Origin of the sequence: Paenibacillus macquariensis (genome assembly GCF_900156375.1) — a bacterium.
GTDB lineage: Bacteria > Bacillota > Bacilli > Paenibacillales > Paenibacillaceae > Paenibacillus_AQ > Paenibacillus_AQ macquariensis.
Window position 1 is genome coordinate 289952 of the sequence record NZ_FTNK01000006.1, and the last position, 22666, is coordinate 312617.

General features: G+C 41.1%; 22 protein-coding genes and 2 pseudogenes. 3 read left to right on the plus strand and 21 right to left on the minus strand.

Features of this window, described 5'->3' with window-relative positions; genetic code table 11:
- Window positions 1–11: 11 nt before the first annotated feature.
- The 7 genes and pseudogenes from pdxR to BW961_RS31920 form a co-directional block, all read right to left on the minus strand.
- On the minus strand, window positions 12–1496 hold the full coding sequence (pdxR, locus tag BW961_RS13820) for a MocR-like pyridoxine biosynthesis transcription factor PdxR (protein WP_068580514.1): 1485 nt from the start codon (window positions 1494–1496) through the stop codon (window positions 12–14).
- A 136-nt stretch (window positions 1497–1632) separates the two neighbouring features.
- Window positions 1633–1938: a chorismate mutase gene (locus BW961_RS13825; RefSeq protein WP_068580515.1), complete on the minus strand. Its 306-nt coding sequence runs from the start codon at window positions 1936–1938 to the stop codon at window positions 1633–1635.
- A 51-nt stretch (window positions 1939–1989) separates the two neighbouring features.
- A complete protein-coding gene (locus tag BW961_RS30535) occupies window positions 1990–2157 on the minus strand; it encodes a hypothetical protein (protein ID WP_156510095.1) in 168 nt (55 codons plus the stop codon).
- A gap of 177 nt (window positions 2158–2334) precedes the next feature.
- Complete coding sequence (locus BW961_RS13830) at window positions 2335–2538, minus strand: AzlD domain-containing protein (RefSeq protein WP_068580517.1); 204 nt, start codon at window positions 2536–2538, stop codon at window positions 2335–2337.
- The gene (locus BW961_RS13835) at window positions 2535–3251 is read right to left on the minus strand and encodes an AzlC family ABC transporter permease (RefSeq protein ID WP_068580519.1); all 717 of its coding nucleotides are present in this window, start codon (window positions 3249–3251) and stop codon (window positions 2535–2537) included. Before BW961_RS13835 ends, BW961_RS13830 begins: the two co-directional genes overlap by 4 nt.
- 188 nt (window positions 3252–3439) lie before the next feature.
- The gene (locus BW961_RS13840; RefSeq protein ID WP_068580521.1) at window positions 3440–3871 is read right to left on the minus strand and encodes a GNAT family N-acetyltransferase; all 432 of its coding nucleotides are present in this window, start codon (window positions 3869–3871) and stop codon (window positions 3440–3442) included.
- A gap of 132 nt (window positions 3872–4003) precedes the next feature.
- Window positions 4004–4566: pseudogene (locus BW961_RS31920) on the minus strand (nucleotidyltransferase family protein).
- A 198-nt stretch (window positions 4567–4764) separates the two neighbouring features.
- Here BW961_RS31920 and BW961_RS13850 point away from each other — a divergent pair.
- The gene (locus tag BW961_RS13850) at window positions 4765–5067 is read left to right on the plus strand and encodes a hypothetical protein (RefSeq protein ID WP_068580524.1); all 303 of its coding nucleotides are present in this window, start codon (window positions 4765–4767) and stop codon (window positions 5065–5067) included.
- A gap of 109 nt (window positions 5068–5176) precedes the next feature.
- Here BW961_RS13850 and BW961_RS13855 read toward each other — a convergent pair whose 3' ends face one another.
- The 11 genes from BW961_RS13855 to BW961_RS13905 form a co-directional block, all read right to left on the minus strand.
- A complete protein-coding gene (locus tag BW961_RS13855) occupies window positions 5177–5374 on the minus strand; it encodes a YwbE family protein (RefSeq protein ID WP_068580525.1) in 198 nt (65 codons plus the stop codon).
- A gap of 109 nt (window positions 5375–5483) precedes the next feature.
- On the minus strand, window positions 5484–5924 hold the full coding sequence (locus BW961_RS13860; protein WP_068580597.1) for a MarR family winged helix-turn-helix transcriptional regulator: 441 nt from the start codon (window positions 5922–5924) through the stop codon (window positions 5484–5486).
- A gap of 77 nt (window positions 5925–6001) precedes the next feature.
- Entirely contained in the window at window positions 6002–6793 is a 792-nt protein-coding gene (gene pdaA / locus BW961_RS13865; protein WP_068580527.1) for a delta-lactam-biosynthetic de-N-acetylase, read from the minus strand.
- Between the two features lie 66 nt (window positions 6794–6859).
- Complete coding sequence (locus tag BW961_RS13870; RefSeq protein WP_244555954.1) at window positions 6860–7312, minus strand: VanZ family protein; 453 nt, start codon at window positions 7310–7312, stop codon at window positions 6860–6862.
- A 14-nt stretch (window positions 7313–7326) separates the two neighbouring features.
- Window positions 7327–7998: a ribose-5-phosphate isomerase RpiA gene (gene rpiA, locus BW961_RS13875; RefSeq protein ID WP_068580529.1), complete on the minus strand. Its 672-nt coding sequence runs from the start codon at window positions 7996–7998 to the stop codon at window positions 7327–7329.
- Window positions 7999–8134: 136 nt separating this feature from the next.
- Window positions 8135–9019, minus strand: coding sequence for a GNAT family N-acetyltransferase (locus tag BW961_RS13880; RefSeq protein WP_068580531.1), 885 nt, complete (start codon window positions 9017–9019; stop codon window positions 8135–8137).
- A 77-nt stretch (window positions 9020–9096) separates the two neighbouring features.
- Entirely contained in the window at window positions 9097–9525 is a 429-nt protein-coding gene (locus BW961_RS13885) for a hypothetical protein (RefSeq protein ID WP_068580534.1), read from the minus strand.
- Between the two features lie 37 nt (window positions 9526–9562).
- On the minus strand, window positions 9563–10408 hold the full coding sequence (locus BW961_RS13890) for a P-loop NTPase family protein (RefSeq protein ID WP_068580536.1): 846 nt from the start codon (window positions 10406–10408) through the stop codon (window positions 9563–9565).
- Between the two features lie 102 nt (window positions 10409–10510).
- Window positions 10511–11452 carry a GNAT family N-acetyltransferase gene (locus tag BW961_RS13895; protein WP_068580538.1) on the minus strand — a complete coding sequence of 314 codons (942 nt, stop codon included), beginning with the start codon at window positions 11450–11452 and terminating at the stop codon, window positions 10511–10513.
- Window positions 11453–11560: 108 nt separating this feature from the next.
- Window positions 11561–12385, minus strand: a complete 825-nt coding sequence (locus BW961_RS13900; RefSeq protein ID WP_082867329.1) for a CPBP family intramembrane glutamic endopeptidase — start codon at window positions 12383–12385, stop codon at window positions 11561–11563.
- A gap of 166 nt (window positions 12386–12551) precedes the next feature.
- Window positions 12552–14012: an MDR family MFS transporter gene (locus tag BW961_RS13905; protein ID WP_244555957.1), complete on the minus strand. Its 1461-nt coding sequence runs from the start codon at window positions 14010–14012 to the stop codon at window positions 12552–12554.
- Window positions 14013–14187: 175 nt separating this feature from the next.
- Between BW961_RS13905 and BW961_RS31925 the strand changes: the two genes are divergently transcribed.
- Window positions 14188–14307, plus strand: a complete 120-nt coding sequence (locus tag BW961_RS31925; RefSeq protein WP_394327585.1) for a DUF4181 domain-containing protein — start codon at window positions 14188–14190, stop codon at window positions 14305–14307.
- A 19-nt stretch (window positions 14308–14326) separates the two neighbouring features.
- Here BW961_RS31925 and BW961_RS13915 read toward each other — a convergent pair whose 3' ends face one another.
- Window positions 14327–16741: a glycogen/starch/alpha-glucan phosphorylase gene (locus BW961_RS13915; protein ID WP_068580542.1), complete on the minus strand. Its 2415-nt coding sequence runs from the start codon at window positions 16739–16741 to the stop codon at window positions 14327–14329.
- Window positions 16742–17029: 288 nt separating this feature from the next.
- Window positions 17030–20554 carry a collagen-like repeat preface domain-containing protein gene (locus BW961_RS13920; RefSeq protein ID WP_083714057.1) on the minus strand — a complete coding sequence of 1175 codons (3525 nt, stop codon included), beginning with the start codon at window positions 20552–20554 and terminating at the stop codon, window positions 17030–17032.
- A gap of 538 nt (window positions 20555–21092) precedes the next feature.
- Here BW961_RS13920 and BW961_RS31215 point away from each other — a divergent pair.
- Window positions 21093–21734 (plus strand): annotated as a pseudogene (locus BW961_RS31215) (IS256 family transposase); the annotation flags it as partial.
- Window positions 21735–22222: 488 nt separating this feature from the next.
- On the opposite strand, the gene BW961_RS30540 reads toward BW961_RS31215, so the two are convergent.
- Window positions 22223–22666 (minus strand): BclA C-terminal domain-containing protein (locus BW961_RS30540; protein ID WP_425298680.1); only part of this gene is annotated, 444 nt, incomplete at its 5' end.

A 22666-nucleotide genomic window follows, 5' to 3' on the forward strand; every position in this document is an offset into this window, starting at 1 on the left:
CCGCTACTCCCCTAACATTCCTGTTCAGCGCGAGCTACCAGCTTAATCCCCGTTCTTATCTGACTCTCTGACAAATTAGCATAGCCTAATAGAAAGGTAGCTTTGCTCGGTTGTGAATCTATGTAATAATCCGTTGCCGGATATATTTGGGTTCCATATTGCAATGCTTTCTTGGCAATTAACTCTTCGGTAGCCGTGGTATCTAGTTCAATTAATAAGTGCAATCCAGCCTCATCTCCAAAATAGTGAACCCGATCCCCAAATTCTTGATCTAACGCATCCACTAAACAAGCTCTACGAGAGGCATATAACTTACTCATTTGACTCACATGTTTGGCATATTGTCCGGATTGTATGAAATCCGCAAGTGCTTCTTGTTCCAGGGTTGGGCTCATTCGATCAGTAATCCATTTGATCGCTAGAAATGGTTTTATTAAAGCGGAGGGAAGGATAGCATAACCAATACGTAAAGAAGGAAACAGAATTTTACTGAAGCTTCCTACATATATAACCCGACTACTTGAATCAAGCCCTGCGAGTGCAGATACTTTGGGACCCACATATCGGTACTCACTATCGTAGTCATCTTCAATAATGAATGCCCCTGTCCGTCTTGCCCAATCTAAGAGATCTATTCTCCGGTTAAATGACATCGTCACACCCATTGGAAACTGATGGGATGGTGTAACATAGATAAGTTTCGGGGGACTATCAGCCTCTTTACTGTGAATTGCAATACTCTGATTAATCTCATGAACACATATTCCTTCTTCGTCTACACGCACAGGAATTACTTCGCCGCCTGAGAATCTGAAGATTTCACGTAATACATTATGTGTAGGATCCTCGACAATGATCTGTTCCCCATCCTTTAGACATAACCGGGCAAGGATATCTAATGCTTGGGTAGCCCCCGACGTAATGACAATTTGTTCAGGTAAAGCTGGAATAGACCTTGTAGAACGCACCAATCGTGCAATCTCTTCCCTTAGTGCTAGTGAACCTTCTGCTGGGCCATAAGTAAGCATCTCAGGCGTCGCCCTCCGACATGCTTCAGTTAACGAACGCTGCCAACGATCCATCGGAAATGCATCCCAGGCTGGAACACCATGTCGGAAATCATAGAGAATTGCAGCGTGGCTAGATAACGGATTGTTCTCAACCGCTTTAAAATTCGGAACATTTGCTATCACTTCATAGTCTATATTTGCTTCATGATAAGGAATGTCTGTGTCCATTCCCGCTGCGTTAGCAGCAATAAATGTCCCCGCACCCCTTCTCATCTCCAAGTATCCTTCGGCTTGAAGCTGTTCATAGGCTTGAAGAATGACACTCCGGGAAACTTGAATTTGCTCTGCCATTAGCCTTGTCGATGGTATTGGATCACCGGCTCGTACGCATCCATTAGTAATGGATTGTAGAATTTGCTCGTAAATTTGCCTTGTGAAGGATGTACCAAGCCTTTTATCTATTCTGATTAGCAGCTCGTGTGTCAATCAAATTTCATCCTTTCACATCCATACTATTTCCCTATTTAGAATGACGAAAGCCTCCGATTTCTGGGTAACCGGAGGCTTGTTGTAAAGTTCCAATCTCACACTTTTAGAAGTTCCGAGCATGTATGTGAACATCTCACACTAAAGACTCATCTGATTGTTGTCGAAGATGTAGATACTCTAGCTGCATATCCGTTAGGACAGTAATAAGTGTCTCGTAAGTAGATACTGCAATCTGCGGTTCTAGACCATTCTCCTCTGCAAGTTTTGCCACCTTATCCATTACCTGTTGGACTCGATCAATGGAGCGTACGGAATCTTCATTTGTTTTCAAGACCATGATATTCTTCACGACTTGAGTTCTTTCAGCAAGCAGTGCTACAATTTTCCGATCAATACGATCTATTTCTTCTCGTTGTATAGTTAGATTCTCTTGATTCATTGAACATTTCTCCTAACCCAAGATTAGATTGGCTCCCTTTTATTACAGAATTCAACTACGCCTCTTGTTCTTGATCAGTAAAACGGAACTCAATGAGACGATGGCACATAACGTCATTTCAAATGTCCTAACATTTAAATCAATGGCAAGAAGCACAAGTAAAAGACCAAAAGAAATGAATGCAACAATCTTTAATAACCATTCCATTGATTTACTCATTGAAAACCTCCATGATCCTTCAATTTGATTACCAATTCCATTCTGATCACCATTTTAATTTTACATTTTATTCTAAAATAAGTAAATTAACTTAACACAAATAGCCCCCACAACAGAAACAACAATTACCCCAAATAAAGGCACCTTCTTTACAAGTACCAGTAACACAGCTACTATTCACGCAACAAACCCTACGATTGGTGTCTCAGCATCCACCTGAAATATGCCAGGAATGATTAATGCACTAAGTACAGCCAAGGGGAGATTATCCAGCAACCTGCTTCCTTTCTGTCTTGGATCTGACTTTTTCGTAATTAGCAGAGGCGTAAATCGAAATAGGAATGTGATAATACCCATTCCCAGGATCAATAATAGCGTCATACGACTTCACTCCTATTCTTCTCATCTTGTATACAGTTACCAACGAATGCCCCGATTACCATGGCTACCAATACCGTAGATGTTCCTAAATATGGATCTAACAACCACGAGGAGACCGCTGCTGAGATACTGATAGCTATGTTCCGTTTACTTCCCCGTAATTGAGGAATTATCAGCGCGATCAGTAAGACATATAACGAAGTATTAAGTGCCGGCAGAATGCTAATTGGAATATAACCTGCAAGCAGTATTCCAGCATACGTTGCTATTAATGTAACAGCATAAGGTGGGAACGCTAACCCTAGTAAGTAAGGAATAGTGTGGCTTCCAACTTGCCTACGATGCTTTTCAGACATCATACTTACCGCAAATACCTCTTCTGTTAACCCGAATCCAATAAGTCCTTTAAAGATGGTCCAAGTGTCACGATTCAACCTTTGAGAAAATGACATGCTTATAACAAAATATCTTAAATTTATTATCACAGTGAGAAGTAGAATAATCGGTGCTGCGGTTCCCGCCGCTAACAATTTAGCACCTATGAACTGACTTGCTCCTGCATACACTAACGCAGATAACATAAACACTTCCCAATTCCCTAAGGAAAGAGCTTTACCCACAAGTCCGAATGTGATAGATGCTGGGATATAGCCTATGACGATAGGAACGGAATCAAGAAATCCTTTTTTGAGTTGTTCCACGTTATTTGCCATGATTAATAAATCCTTCCCTAAGTTCTTTCATACAAATATCCTCCTTAACACTGCTACTTTAAGGTGAATTGTACCTCATCCATATTATTGTTATAAATATCCAGTTCTGTGTGAATACACCATACCAATAAGAAAAACCTGATGGAAAAATCTCCATCAGGCTCTTTGTCACATATAATAAAGTTACTCTATTCTTCTTCGTCCTCTACTTCGTATATACACTGGAATCGCTCAACACCTGGATAGATTTCACCCAGACTGACAACAACGAATCCGATATTACGATAAAAGTCTACCGCATCTTCATCCGTCTCCGTGATTATTCGAGATGGCTTTTGCGCTTCAAGCAACTCAAAGAATATTCCGCGTCCATAGCCCTTAAGTCGATTTTCCGGCAAAATAGCCAAATGATTAACCGTAAGAACTCTCTCTTCGTCGATCTCAAAACCAATTAAGCCTACCAACAATTTCTCATCCTCAAAGCCGTACAACTTCCAAGACTCCGTCTCTTCATAATGCTTAATAGCCCCATCCAAAGATTTATCATCTGGAAAAACAGCGTAGGACAATAGCTCTGTCACTTCCGGTTTGCGAATATATGATTTTACGTTAACTAACATGTTTATGTATACCTCCAGCAATTTTGTTCAAGTTAATAACTCTACTACGTTACTTTAAAGGGTTTGATGGATAATATCAACTTGGATTCACCCTATAAGACTGAATTAACACGCAGAGGGGACATGATCATATCACTTGGTGTGAATCATCATTTCAACCAAGGTAAGATTCGGCCAGCGTGTTAGCCACTCCTTATCTGCCACCCTTTTCATGAAATAGGTTGTATCCTCATTACGTGAGGATTGCCTTACCTTCAACTGAAATAAATCATCCAGCCCATACGGGGCGATAATACGCATATGATCTAACTTATCTAGATATACACCCACTGCCGTTGCTGTCTCTGGCCAGCAGCTCATGGCATCATTGGTTGAATTATATGGTTCCACATGATTGCGTAGATGCATTCGAGCTTGATTCTTTACTGACCAGTAATCTTTCTTATCCGCTGTATTCAACAATTTGGTAAGAAGCATATCCCTCTCTTCAGAAATATCGGAAGATTCTAATAGATTACATCAATATCATTAAGTGGTGTCTCATGATCATAGCCATGAAGTACATCCCATACACGATTTCTCACATATCCAGCAGCAATACAACTGTCTGGAAGATTTAGTGCCCGAACGAGCTCCAGGTCCTTACGAACCTCATCACGATTCATTATGTTCTCTAATTGAAAAAAATAATTCATGTAGGATGCTCCCCTCTAAGGTTTCCTTCTGTTTGTTGGTCCTAGCGAAGACTTTGCCATGTCATGTATAATGAATACTAATAACTAGATAGATTGAACTAAAGACGAACCCCCATATTCATGATTCGCTTTAGAAATGATTGAAGTTGTGAACGCAAACTTTAGTTCAATCTTTATAGATAGGGATGAATAGCAGCTATGGCATTTGGCATTAACCGAGAAGAATTATCGCAATGGAAAGCAGCCGTAAATCGAGGGGAAATTGCTTACCTCACTCATTACTGGATCGATCCTCGATTTCCTAATATCAACACCGTTACCAAGGTAGGCTGTACAGATCTAGAACGTCTGTCTGAATGGTGTATCGCAAACGAATTGCCACCTAAATATATTCATCATCGCACGATGTTTCCTCATTTCGACCTTATCGGTCCTAAGCAACGTGATATATTAATTCAAGAGCAATTGTGGAGTCATCTAGAACGATTCGGGATGATGTAATAAATCCATCCCAAGGGTCCACAATAAAGGCAGCTTAGGACTTGTAGTTACCAAGTTCTAAGCTGCCTTTATGTATTCCTCGTTGGCTATTCATCACTCCATAAGGAGCTTATTTCTGAATAATATGTTGTACACGTCCAACCTGACCACTGGTTAAACGAACTTTAATACCATGCGGATGTTTCGGTGAGTTGGTAAGGATATCCTTGACGATTCCGCGAGTTAACTTACCCGTAGGTTGATCTTGCTTAAGTACGATATCTACTTCAAGTCCTGAAGATATTGTTGATCTTAGTTGACCATTCATTGTTATTCACTTCCTATATATCATTTATTTATGATGAGAAATTCCGTCAAATAAAACGATACAGGAACTACCCTCGTTATGCAAATGAAATTGACTGTGATCTATGGAACTATTGAGCTGAAAGTCCTAACTTCTTCAATAGCTCAATCGCTTGTTTCTTCTCTTCCATGTCTAATCCTCCAACAGAGTCTACGATTTTATTCTGATGTTGAGGAAAGACCTCTTCAATAAAAGCTCTTCCTTCAACCGTAAGGTCAGCGAATATGACACGACGATCGTCTGGAGAAGCGATTCTAACAAGCAAATTTTTATTCTGAAGCTTATCCACCACGTACGTAATATTTCCACTTGAAATAAGGACTTTCTCTCCGATCTTCTGTAGAGGTTGAGGACCCTTATGATATAGCAGATCTAACACGCCAAACTCCGTGGAATTCAACCCAAAACTCTGGACACTACGAATGGAGTGCGACATAACTGAATTATAGGCACGTGCCAACACAATAAATAGATCAAGCGATAGCTCATCATTATTCTTTGAGTTTCCCATATTTTCTTCCATTAACAAAACCTCCGAATGCATTATCTTTAATTAAAGATAATGCATTCGGAGGCCTATTGTCAAACTTAATATGTCTTTTTCTGCATTTGAGTCAGACTCTTGAATTCATATCCCTGTTTTCTAGCATCATCTATGATCCGTGTCATAGCCTCTGTATTGTCTTTAGAAACCGAATGCAGCAATATAACTGCACCTGGATGAAGTTGATTCATGACTTGCGTGTACGCATACTGTGAACCCTTTTGGGTCGCTGGATCCCAATCTTTATAAGCAGCAGACCAGAATACATTCGTATATCCCTCAGTACGGCTAGCCACTAGCATTGATTCATTAAAAATCCCTCGAGGAGCGCGGAGAAAAGTCATTTCCTTTTGACTAGTTATATCGGCTACAGCCGTCTTTACCTTCAGCAATTCACTCTTCAATTGATCGTTAGAAATCTGAGTCACATCAGGATGACTCCACGAATGATTCCCCACAATATGGCCCTCTGAGACCATTCTTTGAACCAATTCTGGCTTATCCTTTACATAGTGTCCTGTTACAAAAAAAATAGTAGGAACTTTTTTTTCTTTTAGGATATCGAGAATTTTCGCTGTATAACCATTCTCATACCCATTATCGAAGGTCAAAAAAATCTCTTTTTGATTCGTATCCCCAAGAAAGATGGCTCCATGCTTTTCAAGAATGCTTTTGAACCCTTCCTCATTTATTGACGGAAGTTGACCATTTTTACTTTTCTTAAAACCAAAGTGGTACGCTCGTTGATCAGGGTTAGCTTCTGCTGTTGCTATGGGTTGAACGATTTCACAAATTAATAAAAGACAACCCAAAATAAGAAAGATACGACGTTTCATCGGAGACCGGTCACCTCTATACAAGATTTCATGGTTAATTACCAAGTTAGAGGTAATATTCCACATCTACTCATAAGATATGTACCGTTTGAACAATAGTCGAAGTATTCCGTATCCTATGCACACACCAGTGACATTGAGTATTACGTCATCAATATCACAACTGCCCACTCGTAGCAACATCTGAGATAACTCTAATACCGTTACGATAAGGACGAAATAAACCATTAATCGCCAATAAGATCTCAGCCTTTTAAAAAGAATTGGGAGTATTAATCCAAATGGAACAAAAACTCCGATATTTCCGAATAGATTAATGATCCAAGCAGCGTTAGATGCCTGATGGATACTTCGAATAAAGAGCCCTATGGTTTCGAATGGAACTATATTATACACAAGGGGTCCGTTAGCGTGTCTTGTACGACCAAAACCAATAAACATCCAATACAATAGGCATGCACTATATACAATAATCAGAACTCCAAGGATACGTTGGCGCCTATTCCATCTAATAGTCACACTCGCTCAACCCCCTACTTACGTTTCAAGACTTCCACAATGCCATCATAATGAGCAATCACCGCTAGATCAGCTCGTCCAATAAATAGACCGTTATCTACAACACCGGGAATATTGAGAATTTCATTGTGAAGTTTAAGTGGGGCCGCAATCGTTGCGAAGTTGCAATCCACAATGTAATTCCCATTGTCGGTGATAAATAGCTGTTCTTCATCTGTACGTAACTGGGTTCGACAACCAAGTCTTTGCAGTGAGTTAAGTGTCCACTCCACAGCAAATGGAACGACTTCAACGGGAAGCGGGAATTGACCTAACGTATGGACCAACTTACGCTCATCCGCAACGATAATCAATCTTTTGCTATGATGGGCTACAATCTTTTCTCTGAGAAGTGCCCCCCCTCCACCTTTTATCAAGTGCAAATCTAGATCAACTTCGTCAGCTCCGTCAATCGTAAGATCCAGACCATCTATTTCGTGAAAAGGAATAATAGGTATCCCAAGTTCCATAGCCTGTCTCTCCGATGCTTTAGAGGTCGCTACTGCCTGTATCGATAGACCTTCCTTTACACGTTCCCCAATCTTTTGGATCGCCCAATAGGCGGTAGAACCTGTCCCTAGACCCACTTTCATACCATCCTCAATGTATTGCACAGCATATTCTGCTGCAATTCTCTTCATATTCATTAGATTCACACTCCCATAGAGAAATGATGTTTCGTTTATACAAAAGGCTGAACTTATCGGATCCCACTCCATAGGATGATGATTACATCGTTATTGGAATGGGTCGTATATGCTCAGCCATCTGTTATTATGACATTTAAGAATTAAAGACGAGGACGACAGAATCAGATCTAGGTTCATAACCAACCTTCATATAAATATGGTTAGAGATAGGATTACTCAAATCCGTATATAAACTTGCAAATTCATAGGGGCCACGTAACATATTTCGCGTTAGTGTTGACACGCAGGAACACGCATACCCTTTATTTCGATGTTCGAATGGCGTGTATACCATATTAACGACAGCTCCGTGTAATGTCGGTCTTGTCTGCTGGGCCATGGATACTGGTTCAACATCATCCCATAGATAGATAGCAGATTGTTCCGTCCCACGTTTGGCCATCTCAAGCGCCTGTTTAAGGGTTATTTCTTCTAAAGCTTCTTTAGAAAAATCATAAACCCACTGACCTAGCATGGGAATATCACGTAATTCAGCAGCTCTAAAAATACCTGGACTCAACTTCACATCTTTCACTTTCGTGCAGGCATAAATCCGTTGGTCCATCTGAACCACATAGGATTTCCCCGTTGCTTCTTTCCATTTATCTGCAAACAAATGAGCTGTCTCATGAAATGCAATAATACTGGGAACTTGAATGACTTCTTGATGAAGGATATGATCGATTGCTACAGTGATAGCATTAGATCGCATATCATCGCTTTGCACCTTGTCGCTAATATAAACAATGAGATGGGCAGTGGTCTTCAGTAGAACAAGTATATCTTGCTCTTCATCGCTTACAATTGCCATAAATGGTAACGGACCCTCGTGATGAGCATCTTTAGCCGTATGCTTAATTGATTGGACTAATCGGTATGCAATACCCAGTGGAAGATTATTAAGCACTTCATTCTCCATTAACAACGGTTCAGCGCGATCTAAGAAATCAGATGGATCATCATAACTCTGAATATGCATGATTCAATCTCCCTTCATCAGTCCATTTTTTCTACCATAACACACTAACGGGAAAAGAACAGGATGAATTGTTGTATTTAACCATTTTCAGTATTCGTTAACACCTTTTCTAAACGATTTAGCACTTCTATTTCTTCCTCATGAATCGCTGATTCATGAATAGCTACACCAGATAATAACTTACCTTTCTGTTTAGCGTTTCTAATGTTATGAAGCAGTACATTCTCAGCCTCATTAAGTTTAAGTTCACCACGCACGCCCATTACCCGACAAAGATAGGCGTGCATATCTTGCTCCCCAACCATATAAGAGGTGTGAAACAACGCAACAAGTGTTTCTCCATCCTTATCTTGCCATTGGTTTGTCATATGAACCGTATATTGTAATGAAGTAGCAGCCGGTCCATTACTTGTTCGCTTCTCTGCAATAATCTGCGAATTCTTCCATGCTAACACACTAGCTGCACCTAACATTATGATGGCAACTACAAATGCAACATATATCACTTTGTATTCTCCTTTATGAGCTCGTTCCTAAGAACACTCAATGACCTAATAGTGTTTGTAGAAGCTCTTGTCTCAGTTGTTCACGATCATAATGTGAGTTATCAATCGTTGTCCGTGAAAGAGATAGCTCATTCATAATTCTCTGTTCCAATTGTTTTCTAGCGTGAAGTACTTGTAGCGTCCCGTCCATTCCAGCATAGCCACGGGCTTGTCCGTATCCTTGGAGCGTATAATAATCCACGAATCCACTAGACCATTCCTTTGGTCGTTCTTCCACTGCTTTCTTGAATGTGATATCGTATTCCTTCTGGTCCAAATAAATTAACATCGGATTCAGCAAACCAATCGCATCCTCCAATTGCCGAACATAATGAATCGATTCCGCTTCACTTCGGTTATGTTTGACCATACTCATCGTAACAGGGTTCTGGATGAAACAACATTCAAATACATATATTTTCTTTTGGACTGTCGCTGCCTCTGCGAACCTCTTCCATTTAGCCGCAATAAGCTCCATATTCCGTTCAAAAGATATTTCATAAATGTCCTGTTTAAAAATATCGTCATACAGCGATTGGGGTAGTCGAGATTGATCATCCTGTTGCATCTTTCCATAGGATAAGAAATAATTACCCTCTTCATAAAATGCCGTTCGATTGATCAGCATTTGATGACTCTCATGTTGACCACACAACGCCTCCCATTCCTCCGGCGTGAAGATAGCAACACCTTCATAGTCAGCTGGATGATCCACGTCTCCTTCTAACACTAATTGAACATCCTTACCTTGTTCTTTAAGAATATCGTAAACAATCTGAGCACCCGTTGATTTCCCTGAACCTGGTAGCCCCTCGACTAATATTAGTTTCGTATTTAAGTTCAAGTCCTCACCTCTTATACCTATTTTAAGAAATTTCACTTGATATAGCAAAGGGCGTTACAAAAAAAAGCCCACTCCCTTTGAGGGGCGCAAATGGATGTTCGTTTACGTATTCGGAACAAGCATCTTGCTAATTTCAATTGGACCTGGCATAAAGCCTAAGTTATAATATAGCGACTCCACTGCGTTCCCTTGCATAACATAGACTCGTACACTTGGGTACAGATCTGTCAACATGCTTAACGATCTCTTAATCATAATCGTCCCAATTCCACGTCTCCTATAAGTCGGGAGAATACCAAGATGCTGAATCCTCGGAACATCATGATGCATGGTCAGCAAACAAGTGCCAATCAGTGCATTGTTCCTTTTATCATAAACTAAGCTAGAAGCGCTCAGTAGATATTCACTTGCTTCCTTCATTATTATCTGTGTTTCCGTTATATAGTGACTAATAGACTTAGATTTACTAATCCCCCCCTGTATACCATCTGAATAGCATCTATAGAGAAGGTGACCAATTTCCTTGTCGCTCGTCAAGGTACGTGTAATAGGAGTAGATTGAACTATAGACTGAACAACGGTCGACACCCCGTTCCACTCATGCTCTAAAGGTTCTGTAGGTCGCTGCATCCAACGGTATCGGTGCTCATCTGGCGAGAATCCTAATCTTGCAAATAAATCAACTTGATCTTGCAGTACTTCATATACATGAATAGGTAAAGTTATATCAGACCATTTCAGCAGAATACCCTTCAATAAATAGACAATCGTACTTTGTTCTTGAAATGGTGGTATGAAGAATAAAAGCCTCATCATGTTCGGAGAAATCACAACGCCTCCGACCTTCGTCGTTCCTTTATAAATCCAGAATGGATCAATATTAATCATTACGGGTAAATCTATTCCACTGAAAAAACGGATGTATTCTGCATTGTAGTAAACGGAGTAAAATACACTCCACTTCTTCATATCTGCCTTTTGTAAGTGAAATTGATCAGACAACTCATATCGCTCAAACGGAGTAGACCCGTTAGTAATTCCCACCGTATCACACTCCTTACGCACCTTCCTCAATAATAGATATCAACCATCTAACACAAATAGAACCCAAAGAATAGGTGGCTAAGCCCCCTAATACACTCATGTAATCTGTTACATATTGAAGATTAGCCCACTAAATACAAATAGCATATTCATAATAAAATGAAGAATCATCACAGGGAGCAATCCCTTTGATCGGATGGTGATCCCGCCTAATACCATGCCAAATATAGAGAACAATGCACATATGCTCCAAGGAAAACCGATCGAATAATGGTACATTCCAAATCCGATACTGACTATAACCAACCCCAACTTTTCACCTAATACATCGACGAATCGACTTAGTATAAGCCCACGCCATAATATTTCCTCTAAGACGGAATTGATCAAGGCAAACAGCAATCCAAACCACAATAGTGAATATAAATTTTCTGGACTATAATCAATGACAAAACTAAATGAAAAGATAACTACACATGATGCAATTAGTAGAAATCTCCATATTGGATCTTTCACTCCCTTCCAAATCAAAGGAAAATAGATCGTCTCTGTGAAGCTCCCCTTCTTCAAATAATCCGTTGTTGACTTGGTAATTATCCTTAACACAAGGAATGGAATAATAAATCCGATCAGACTCAATCGAGAGCACGCAATGATAAATTCTCCCGGAAAATCTACTAGGTTAAGGTATTCCTTTATGAAAACACTCAAATACACGCATAACCAATAACCCAATAGATATAGCATACTTAACAAGGAAACATCACGAACACCGCGAGATACAGGTCTTAACAAATAAATCATATACAGAATGAATAACCATCCCACACTCATATATACCGTTGTTAGTTGAACCGCTATTACTGTTCCAACAAAAATCACAAGCATAGTGATTAATGAAATTGTCGAAATATTCTCCCTACGTATAGACACTAATAATCCCCCATACTCTAACTAAATTAAACTTTCAGTCTTTACTTTACACATAAGAAGGAAGATTTCACATGACTATTTTTCAAGATTATGGATGAAATATAAAAACCCCCATCATGATTGATGGAGGCAAAAGACTTGCAAAAGACTTACTTAAGTAGATTCCTTATTCATTTTCAGTTAAAGGTTTATTCAATGTAATTCGTGCTTTACCCATGAACAATACGACAACTACAGCTATCCCAATCGGAATCAATGAAAAAAGGAAAATATGCGATATGGATGTTGACATAGCATCAATGATTTTATCAAGAACTTGCGCAGGAATCGTCGTTCTCACTTCCGCATTAAATATTTCCCGAGGATCTGGCAGGTTCGCTAAATTCACTGAACCCCCTTCCATACCCTTGAAATTCTCAGCAAGCTTACTTGTAAAGAGATTACCTTGGATCGTACCGAATATCGTAATTCCCAATGTCATCCCAAGTGAGCGCAAGAATTGATTCGTTGAGTTGGCAGTTCCTCTGAAGCGAGGCTCGAGATTGTGGATAGATGAAATAGGTAATAACGAGAATGAGAACCCCATGCCAAACCCTACTAAGATCATAAAGATGGTCAGAGATGCGCGGGCTGTATCTGGCGTAAGTGTACTAAGCATAAACATACCTGCTAAATACGAAATCACCGATATCACCATTAAATTCCGATAACTGGTTTTCGTTGAGAAAATACCACCTACCGAGCTACCTGCTACGGATCCCAACATCATGGGAGTAAGAACTAATCCAGCATTGGTTGCAGATCCTCCATAAACAGCTTGTACAAAAATAGGAATGTATACGGTAAGAACGATAAATGTTCCTCCATATAGAAAAGCTAATATTTGTGAGGCTGCAAATAATCTTCGCTTAAACAGCCAAAATGGCAAAATAGGCTCTTCCGCTTTGAGTTCAATGAAGAAGAACGCAATGAAACATACTGCAAATACAGTAAACAACGAAATAATTGGAAGCGAATTCCAAGCGTAATCTTTACCGCCCATTTCTAGTGCGAACATTAAGCTGATAACAGCAACGACAAGCGTCAATGCACCCCACCAGTCAATTTTCTGCTTAACTTTCCCCTTCGATTCATGATACGACCTAGTAATCAACAGGAATGACACGATACCAATAGGAACATTAATATAGAAGATCCATTCCCAGCCCACAAATTCCGTAATATAAGCCCCAAGCAATGGACCAATTACACTTGCGGAACCGAATACTGCACCAAGAAGTCCTGTCATCTTCCCACGATTCTCTGGAGGGAAAATATCGAAAATAATAGTAAATGCAATTGGCATTAACGCCCCGCCACCAATACCTTGAATGGCACGATAAATACTTAACTGTTCAATACTTTGTGCAAAACCACATAAGATAGAACCCAGGAGAAATACTGCAATCCCGAATATAAAAAATCTCTTTCGTCCATACATATCTGATAACTTACCAAAAATCGGCATTCCAGCCATTGTGGTTATCATATAGGCAGATGTTACCCATACGAATTTATCAAATCCACCCAGATCAGATACAATTGTGCCCATCGCTGTTGCAACAATCGTATTATCGATTGCAGACATAAATATGGCGAGTAGCAGACCTGCTACTACTAACTTTATGTTACTTTTGGATGCTTCCACTATCAGTTCAGTTCTCCCTTGTATATATTCAAATACGAATAATAAGCTTTTCAATTTTAAGATTTGAAATCTTAATTGTCAAGAAAAGGATTCCCCTATTTACAAATCAACAAGCATTAGAGCTATTATGGAGTGGAAATATATTAGAGAAACGAAACGACATAAAGTAACAGTTAGTATGATCATACTAACTGTTATTATTTCAATCTTTATATTTTCACTAAAATCCTTATAGAATAGACTTTTTTATGAATTCAATTTCTTAATCCCCAAATTTCTGAAGCATATTTACGAATCGTATAATCACTTGAGAACTTACCGGAATGAGCGATGTTCACTATCGACTTCCTTTGCCATTCTTTTGAATTACGATAAGAAATGTCAATCTTCTGATGTGCATCAACATAACTCGCAAAATCCTTCAGTACAAAATACTCGTCGTTAGTACTCATAATAGAATTAAATATATCTTCAAACTCATGTTCATTTTTACAAAAATAACCTGGTGTCACTAATTGATCCATGACTTCACGCACACGTGCATCACTATAGTACACATCCTTCACTGCATATCCGCCGTGCTGATAATAATCAAGCACTTGCTCGGATCGTAATCCGAAAAGAAACATATTGTCGTCGCCTATCATTTCATGCATTTCCACATTTGCTCCATCCATCGTTCCCAATGTTATTGCACCGTTCATCATAAACTTCATATTCCCAGTACCTGAGGCTTCTTTGCTAGCCGTCGAGATCTGTTCGCTAACATCAGCAGCCGGAATGACCTTCTCAGCTATGGATACGGAGTAGTTCTCTAAGAATATGACCTGCACCTTCTGATTCACTTCTCGATCTCGATTAACTTGGTCAGCTACTACATTAATAAGTTTAATAATTCTTTTGGCTAACGAGTAGCTTGGTGCCGCTTTGGCACCGAAAATAAACGTGCGTGGGATCATGTCAATAGAAGGGTTTTGTTTCAACTGGCTATACAAGTACATGATGTGCAGGACATTCATTAACTGCCGCTTGTAACCATGCAGTCTCTTCACTTGGACATCAAATATGGAATGTGGATCAACGACGATCCCTTGTTTTTCAAAAATATATGACGCAAGTTTCAATTTGTTGTCTTGTTTAATCGCATGAGTTCGATCTTGAAAACCGAAATCCTCACTGTATTTCAATATCCCGACCATTTCTTGTGGATCATTCATCCATCCAGTACTGATCGTCTCACTAATCAGATCTGCCAACGCAGGGTTAGCATGCATCAGCCAACGTCGATGAGTTATACCATTCGTCTTATTATTAAAACGAGTTGGATACAAATCGTAGAATAGCTTCATTTCACGTTTCTTCAAAATATCAGTATGAAGAGCAGCCACACCATTCACGCTGTAGCTACCTACAATAGCCAGATTCGCCATTTTCAATTGCTGACCATCTATAATCGACATCTGTGCTACGATTTCCGGCTGTTCTGGGTATTTCTTCATTAACATGCCACAAAACTGCTTATTGATCTCCTCAATAATCATATATATGCGTGGAAGTAACTCTTTCACCATGGAAATAGGCCATTTCTCAAGTGCTTCGCTTAAGGTCGTATGATTCGTATACGATACCGTTCTTGAAGTTATATCCCATGCATCAGCCCAACCAAATCCCAACACATCGATTAATAATCTCATCAATTCAGGGATGACCAGCGTAGGGTGTGTATCATTAATATGGATGGCTACCTTTTCTGGGAGATGATCCATGGTAAGTTCAAGCTTTTCAAATGTACGCAAGATACTTTGCAGTCCTGCTGAACACAAGAAATATTGTTGTTTGAGTCGGAGTAGCTTTCCTTCGTACTGGGAATCATCAGGATAAAGGAATTCAGATATAGATTCAACGGAACGATCATAATGGAGGTATTTATAATAATTATTCGTACCAGATAGTTGCGTATGGTCTATTGTGGACTCTGCACTCCATATCCGCAAAGTATTAACATGTTCCCCACCATATCCAATAACAGGCACATCATATGGCACGGCTGTGACTGCTTCATAGTTATGTGTTTCAAATACTAGCTCTCTATCTTCCTCACGAATTTCAACATTTCCCCAGAAGCGTACCTCTACTTTTTTATCAGGCCTACGCACTTCCCATTCATGACCATTCCGAAGCCAATAATCAGGTAATTCCACTTGGTTACCATCAACAATCTTTTGTTCAAACAATCCATATCTATACCGAATACCACACCCGTGTCCTGCGTACTGTTGGGAAGCTAATGAGTCCAAGAAGCAAGCTGCAAGTCTTCCTAACCCACCATTACCAAGACCCGCATCAGACTCTTCTTCCTCAATCTCCTCTAGATCCCAACCTAATTCCTTAAGACCCTCTCGAACAAGCTCGAGAACACCTAAATTGAGGAGATTGTTACCCAGTAGACGCCCTATGAGAAACTCCATTGAGAAATAATACACTTGTTTGTCCTGATCAGCTTGGAAATTCTGATTCGTATCTGCCCAATTCCTGCCAACGTATTCGCGAATCATATTACTCAGAATTGTATATATGTCTGCTTTCTGAGCATCCTTCATTGGCTTTCCCAATTTACTGACTAGATTCTCCTGAAAGAGTTGCTTAAACGTTTCTTTGTTGCTAAACATATTCGCATTCCTCCTGATCTATCCAATGATGCTGTATTCTCTTCTAACATGCATTTTACGCATGATTATCGAATTAATAATTTGAGCCCATTTGTACTGTCCATATAAAGACTTATACAATATACGTTTGGATGGCCCATTTCGTGATGAATATCCCAAACATTGTCATCAATATCCATGGATAGGATATCAAAAAAAAGATGACCCCCATAAACCAATACAGGAGTCATCTACTAGCCATATAGGTCAAAGTCATCATTTACAATCAAATCAAGTTAATTAGGCTTATTATGTCAGTTCATATACTGACCACACTGTTCCCGCCGTAGATGTTCCACCAATCTGTAGAGCAATAGTCAACCCATTTGCCACATAAAACAGACCGATAATATCTCCTGCATTTAATGATACATCTGCTGTCAATGTGACCGATCCATTCCCAAGTATCGTTCTTAAAGACAATAGTAATGCAATATTTACATTTAACAGTGGAAATAGACCGGATACCAGAACTGTTGCAGGTGCTGATGTTCTCTGAATCGCAAATGAAGGGTTCACTCCTGCTCCAAGAGTAATAGAAATCGCTGCTGTTGTTGAATAACTAATAATTGCTTTTAAAGAATATCTTCCGGTGTTGGGTACAGTATAATTACCTGACGTGGGATCGAAACCCGTTCCAGTGTAATAAGGCGATGTCGTCGTCCAATTTCCTAGCTGTGTGGCAGCACTAGTGGAAAAGGCTGCTTGCATAGCTGAAAATCCATTAATCGCCAAGTTCGGTCCCGTGGGTCCGGTTGGACCTGTTGGTCCTGTAACCCCTGTTGCTCCTGTTGCTCCTGTTGCTCCTGTTGCTCCTGTTGGTCCTGTTACTCCTGTAACCCCAGTTGCTCCCGTTAATCCTATTGCACCCGTTGTTCCTGTCGGTCCTGTTACTCCCGTTGCTCCTGTTGATCCTGTTGGTCCTGTTGGTCCTGTTATTCCCATTTCTCCTGTTACTCCTGTTGCTCCTGTTGCTCCTGTTGCTCCTGTTGCTCCTGTTGGTCCTGTTGGTCCTGTTGGTCCTGTAACCCCAGCTGCTCCCGCTAATCCTGTTGCACCCGTTGGTCCTGTCGCTCCTGTAACTCCCGTTACTCCTGTTACTCCTGCTGCTCCTGCTGCTCCTGTTGGTCCTGTTGGTCCTGTTGGTCCTGTAACCCCAGCTGCTCCCGCTAATCCTGTTGCACCCGTTGGTCCTGTCGCTCCTGTAACTCCCGTTACTCCTGTTACTCCTGCTGCTCCTGCTGCTCCTGTTGGTCCTGTTGGTCCTGTTGGTCCTGTTGGTCCTGTTGGTCCTGTTGGTCCTGTTGGTCCTGTTTCACCAGTTGCTCCCGTTGGTCCTGTTTCTCCTGTTTCTCCGGTTTCACCTGTTACTCCCGTTGGTCCGGTTGGTCCTGTTGATCCTGTTACTCCTATTGGTCCCGTTACTCCAGTTATTCCCATTTCTCCTGTTACACCAGTTGCTCCTGTTGCTCCAGTTTCTCCGGTTGGTCCTGTCACTCCAGTTGCCCCTGTTGCTCCCGTTTCCCCTGTTACTCCTGTTGCCCCTGTTGCTCCCGTTTCCCCTGTTACTCCTGTTGCTCCCGTTACACCAGTTGCTCCTGTTGCTCCCGTTTCTCCGGTTGGTCCTGTTACTCCAGTTGCCCCTGTAACTCCCGTTGCTCCTGTTGCTCCGGTTTCACCTGTTACTCCCGTTGCTCCCGTTGATCCCGTTTCACCAGTTGCTCCTGTTACACCAGTTGCCCCTGTTGCTCCCGTTTCCCCTGTTACTCCTGTTGCTCCCGTTTCACCTGTTGCTCCTGTTACTCCTGTTGGTCCTGTTACGCCAGTTGATCCTGTTTCACCTGTTACTCCTATAATTCCCGTTACTCCCGTTGGTCCTGTTACGCCTGTTGATCCTGTTTCACCTGTTACTCCTGTTGCCCCTGTTACTCCTGTAACTCCCGTTACTCCTGTTGCTCCTGTTGCTCCTGTTACTCCAGTTACTCCGGCTGGTCCTGTTGCTCCTGTTACTCCTGTTACTCCTGTTGGTCCTGTTTCACCAGTTGCTCCCGTTAATCCTCTTGCACCCGTTGGTCCTGTCGCTCCTGTAACTCCTGCTGCTCCTGTTGGTCCTGTTGGTCCTGTTTCACCTGTTACTCCCGTTGCTCCGGTTGGTCCTGTGGATCCTGTGGATCCTGTTGATCCTGTTATTCCCGTTTCTCCTGTTATTCCCGTTTCTCCTGTTACACCAGTTGCTCCTGTTACGCCAGTTGCCCCTGTTTCACCAGTTGCTCCCGTTGCTCCGGTTGCACCCGTTGCTCCTGTTGCTCCTGTTGCTCCTGTTGCTCCTGTTGCTCCAGTTTCTCCTGTTACGCCAGTTGCACCTGTTGATCCAGTTATTCCTGTTGCTCCCGTTTCCCCTGTTACTCCTGTTGCTCCCGTTGCTCCCGTTACACCAGTTGCTCCTATTTCTCCCCTTTCTCCTGTAACCCCAGTTGCTCCGGTTTCACCTGTTACTCCTGTTGCTCCCGTTGCACCCGTTGCTCCTGTTGCTCCTGTTGCTCCTGTTGCTCCTGTTGCTCCAGTTTCTCCTGTTACGCCAGTTGCACCTGTTGATCCAGTTATTCCTGTTGCTCCCGTTTCCCCTGTTACTCCTGTTGCTCCCGTTGCTCCCGTTACACCAGTTGCTCCTATTTCTCCCCTTTCTCCTGTAACCCCAGTTGCTCCGGTTTCACCTGTTACTCCTGTTACACCAGTTTCTCCGGTTGCTCCTGTCACCCCAGTTGCTCCTGTCACCCCAGTTGCTCCTGTCACCCCAGTTGCTCCCGTTACTCCTGTTACTCCTGTAACCCCTGTTGCTCCCGTTGCCCCTGTTACTCCTGTTGCTCCCGTTGCTCCTGTTGCTCCTGTTGCTCCGGTTGCTCCGGTTGGTCCTGTTAATCCAGTTGCCCCTGTTGCCCCTGTTGCTCCTGTTGCTCCTGTTACGCCAGTTACCCCAGTTGATCCCGTTACTCCAATTGCGCCCGTGTCTCCTGTAACTCCCGTTGCACCTGTTTCTCCAGTTTCTCCGGTTGCCCCGGTTGATCCTGTTGTTCCCGTTACTCCTGTTACTCCTGTTACTCCTGTTACTCCTGTTACTCCTGTTACTCCTGTTACTCCTGTTACTCCTGTTACTCCTGTTGCGCCAGTTACGCCTGTTGATCCAGTTGCCCCTGTCGCTCCTATTACTCCTGTTGCACCCGTTGCACCTGTTGCACCTGTTGCACCTGTTGCTCCTGTTGCTCCTGTTACTCCTGTAACCCCAGTTGCTCCTGTTATTCCAGTTGCTCCTGTAGGCCCCGTACCTCCCTTAATTACTCCAATCGCAATTGTAATAGACACCTGAATACATCTAATTTGAATAACAAATTTATCCTTACAACAAGGGTCTATATCCAAAATAAGAATAAATGCCAATAATTCTGCCAACAATTGTTGCAGATTTGTTCCAACACTTATAACTGAAAAAGGAGCTGTTTCAATTGATACTATAGTTAATTCCAATATAGCTTGAAGCTCAACTCTATCCGAACCACATAATATTGAATTTTTCAAATACTTTATAAGTTCTCTTAACACTTTTTTTAAATTGGAAATATGAATTTTTGTAGGAGAAGTCAGTGCTTGAGGAACCACTTTAGTTAGCTCTACTATTATTTTTAACAAAGCTTTGCAATCCTTCGATCTAACCAGCCCATGAACCCTTCCATCTTTCCCAAGGAACTCATAGCCCTTACCCGGTCTATGCTCCGTCATATCACTGTATCTCCTCCTCCATCCTCCTTGTTCTTATAAAAACTTGAGATAATCGCTTCAATAGATGCTATCAAGGTATTCTGAATATTGGCTTATGTTACAAGGAAATCAACAGAAAAAATCTATGATTTCAAAAGGACTCACGGTTTTGCAATTATACCTAGTTTCCCGTTCACTCTAGCAACTAAGAACTATATTATGTTGTTAGATACAATCTAATTCTCTGGATGGGTACGCTTCATTAATCTCTCGAAAAAAGTAAACGTTACTAGGAACCATAGAACTACATAACTACATACCACTAGGTTATAAGGGCACCATATTATTCGAATGACAAAGAGAAAATAAATCTTTAATTCTATGCACACACAGAGAAAAAAAAAAGCCACGCTCTAGGTGACTTAGAATAAAAATCAAACTATTTAGACTCAAGCATATTCCGTGGCCAAAGTAACAAAATTAAACCCTTAAATTAATAATTAATGTTTAAATTATACGTATTACAATTGCACTCGATTTTTAATGAATGATTTGAGAAGATTGTAATGGAGAGTTTAAGCAACAGACCGTAACACCGTACGCTCGAATAACACACTAGAATCCTTCAGCATTCAGATGTTGCAAAAGGGAGTCACGATGCCAGAGATCGCCAACCTCATCGAGAAAATGTATGGTCACCATTACAGGCCACAAACCGTATTTAATCTGACAAGAGTAATGTTCGAACATGTCGACGCTTTTATGAAACGACCATTTAAGAAGCGTTATGTGTGTGTCTATATCGATTCTACCTACATCGCGGTTAAGCATGAGACGTTTCTAAAGAGGCTATCTATCTTGCCGTGGGATTTTGTGAGAATGGTGCTCATATACGCCATTGCACCCACCGAATCAGCGTACATATGAAGGAATTGCTCGGGACGTGAAACAACGTGGTACGGAACAAATCCTCCTCTTTATTTCCGATAGACTCACAGGCATTGTCCATGCGATTCAGGAGATCTATTACTGTGTTCATTTAGCACGTAATATCGCTCATAAAGTTCGCGTGAACCGAGCAGAGATCTGTGAAGACTTCAAATCCGTTTATCGATCTGAAGATGATGCAGCTGGTAAAGCTGCGCTGGCAACCTTCTGTGATAAATGGACTTATCCTAAGGTCGTTAAATCCCTCATAGATTTTATTAACGTTATACCGACAGCCCAATTGCTCCACTAGTATCATTATTCAATCACGCAAGTCCATCATCCTATTATCATTTTCAAGCTTTTTCACCACGTATATTTCCGTTCCTCTTTATTCTTCAATTTATGTGCCCTTCCTTTACAAGAAAAGGTCTCACAACATAGTAATCATTTCACCCACAATATTCATCACCATAATTCATTACACTGTTAAACAGCTAAAATCATTCCTATTCTTGTGAAATTGGTGACACAAGTAGAGAGGAATTAAAGAATTCCGACAATACTAAATCTTTTCTCAAAGTACCCGTTAATAACCATGAAACTAAAACCTATCATCCAAGATTCGTTTCTATACAGAATCCACATATAATATAACACCACATCAGTACTCAAAGTCATTCACGATTTCTATTAAAAAAACCCTCAACCAGACATATCGCCTGTGTTGAGGGGTAACTTATTCTTCATGCGAATTTCTTCTTAGCTTAATTGAATAATCGTTATACTTGTTGGAGCAGTTGTTGCAAGTGTCGCTGTAGCAAGTACTCCAAATAATTGAACATTTAATGTTGAACCCGCAGTAATCGGAGTAATGACACTTGCTTGGAAAGCAGTGACCCCTACCAAAGGAGCAACAGTAGATCCCGGTACTGTAGTCGCCCCATTTAGTAAAAGTCTGGAACTTACTAAAAGCGATGCGGTCAAGTTAACTGAATATGCAATATAGTAATTTCCTGTAATCGCAAAAGTAAACGTGTTGTTTGCACCATTAACCGTAATACCAGTACCAATATCTTGAGCATTAGGGAATGGAACGTCGGCTCCACCTAAAATAACAGCAATAACTGTTCCTGAAGTGTTCGCCCCATATGCAAAGTCAGCAGTTACGTTTGGTCCGGTTGCTCCTGTTACTCCGGCATCTCC

Bases quoted from the DNA above. Each gene is read 5' to 3' on its own strand.
- BW961_RS13825 (WP_068580515.1), bottom strand. From the start codon at position 1,938: ATGAATCAAGAGAATCTAACTATACAACGAGAAGAAATAGATCGTATT.
- BW961_RS30535 (WP_156510095.1), bottom strand. From the start codon at position 2,157: ATGAGTAAATCAATGGAATGGTTATTAAAGATTGTTGCATTCATTTCT.
- BW961_RS13830 (WP_068580517.1), bottom strand. From the start codon at position 2,538: ATGACGCTATTATTGATCCTGGGAATGGGTATTATCACATTCCTATTT.
- BW961_RS13835 (WP_068580519.1), bottom strand. From the start codon at position 3,251: ATGGCAAATAACGTGGAACAACTCAAAAAAGGATTTCTTGATTCCGTT.
- BW961_RS13840 (WP_068580521.1), bottom strand. From the start codon at position 3,871: ATGTTAGTTAACGTAAAATCATATATTCGCAAACCGGAAGTGACAGAG.
- BW961_RS13850 (WP_068580524.1), top strand. From the start codon at position 4,765: ATGGCATTTGGCATTAACCGAGAAGAATTATCGCAATGGAAAGCAGCC.
- BW961_RS13855 (WP_068580525.1), bottom strand. From the start codon at position 5,374: ATGAATGGTCAACTAAGATCAACAATATCTTCAGGACTTGAAGTAGAT.
- BW961_RS13860 (WP_068580597.1), bottom strand. From the start codon at position 5,924: ATGGGAAACTCAAAGAATAATGATGAGCTATCGCTTGATCTATTTATT.
- pdaA (WP_068580527.1), bottom strand. From the start codon at position 6,793: ATGAAACGTCGTATCTTTCTTATTTTGGGTTGTCTTTTATTAATTTGT.
- rpiA (WP_068580529.1), bottom strand. From the start codon at position 7,998: ATGAATATGAAGAGAATTGCAGCAGAATATGCTGTGCAATACATTGAG.
- BW961_RS13880 (WP_068580531.1), bottom strand. From the start codon at position 9,019: ATGCATATTCAGAGTTATGATGATCCATCTGATTTCTTAGATCGCGCT.
- BW961_RS13905 (WP_244555957.1), bottom strand. From the start codon at position 14,012: ATGTCTGCAATCGATAATACGATTGTTGCAACAGCGATGGGCACAATT.
- BW961_RS13915 (WP_068580542.1), bottom strand. From the start codon at position 16,741: ATGTTTAGCAACAAAGAAACGTTTAAGCAACTCTTTCAGGAGAATCTA.
- BW961_RS13920 (WP_083714057.1), bottom strand. From the start codon at position 20,554: ATGACGGAGCATAGACCGGGTAAGGGCTATGAGTTCCTTGGGAAAGAT.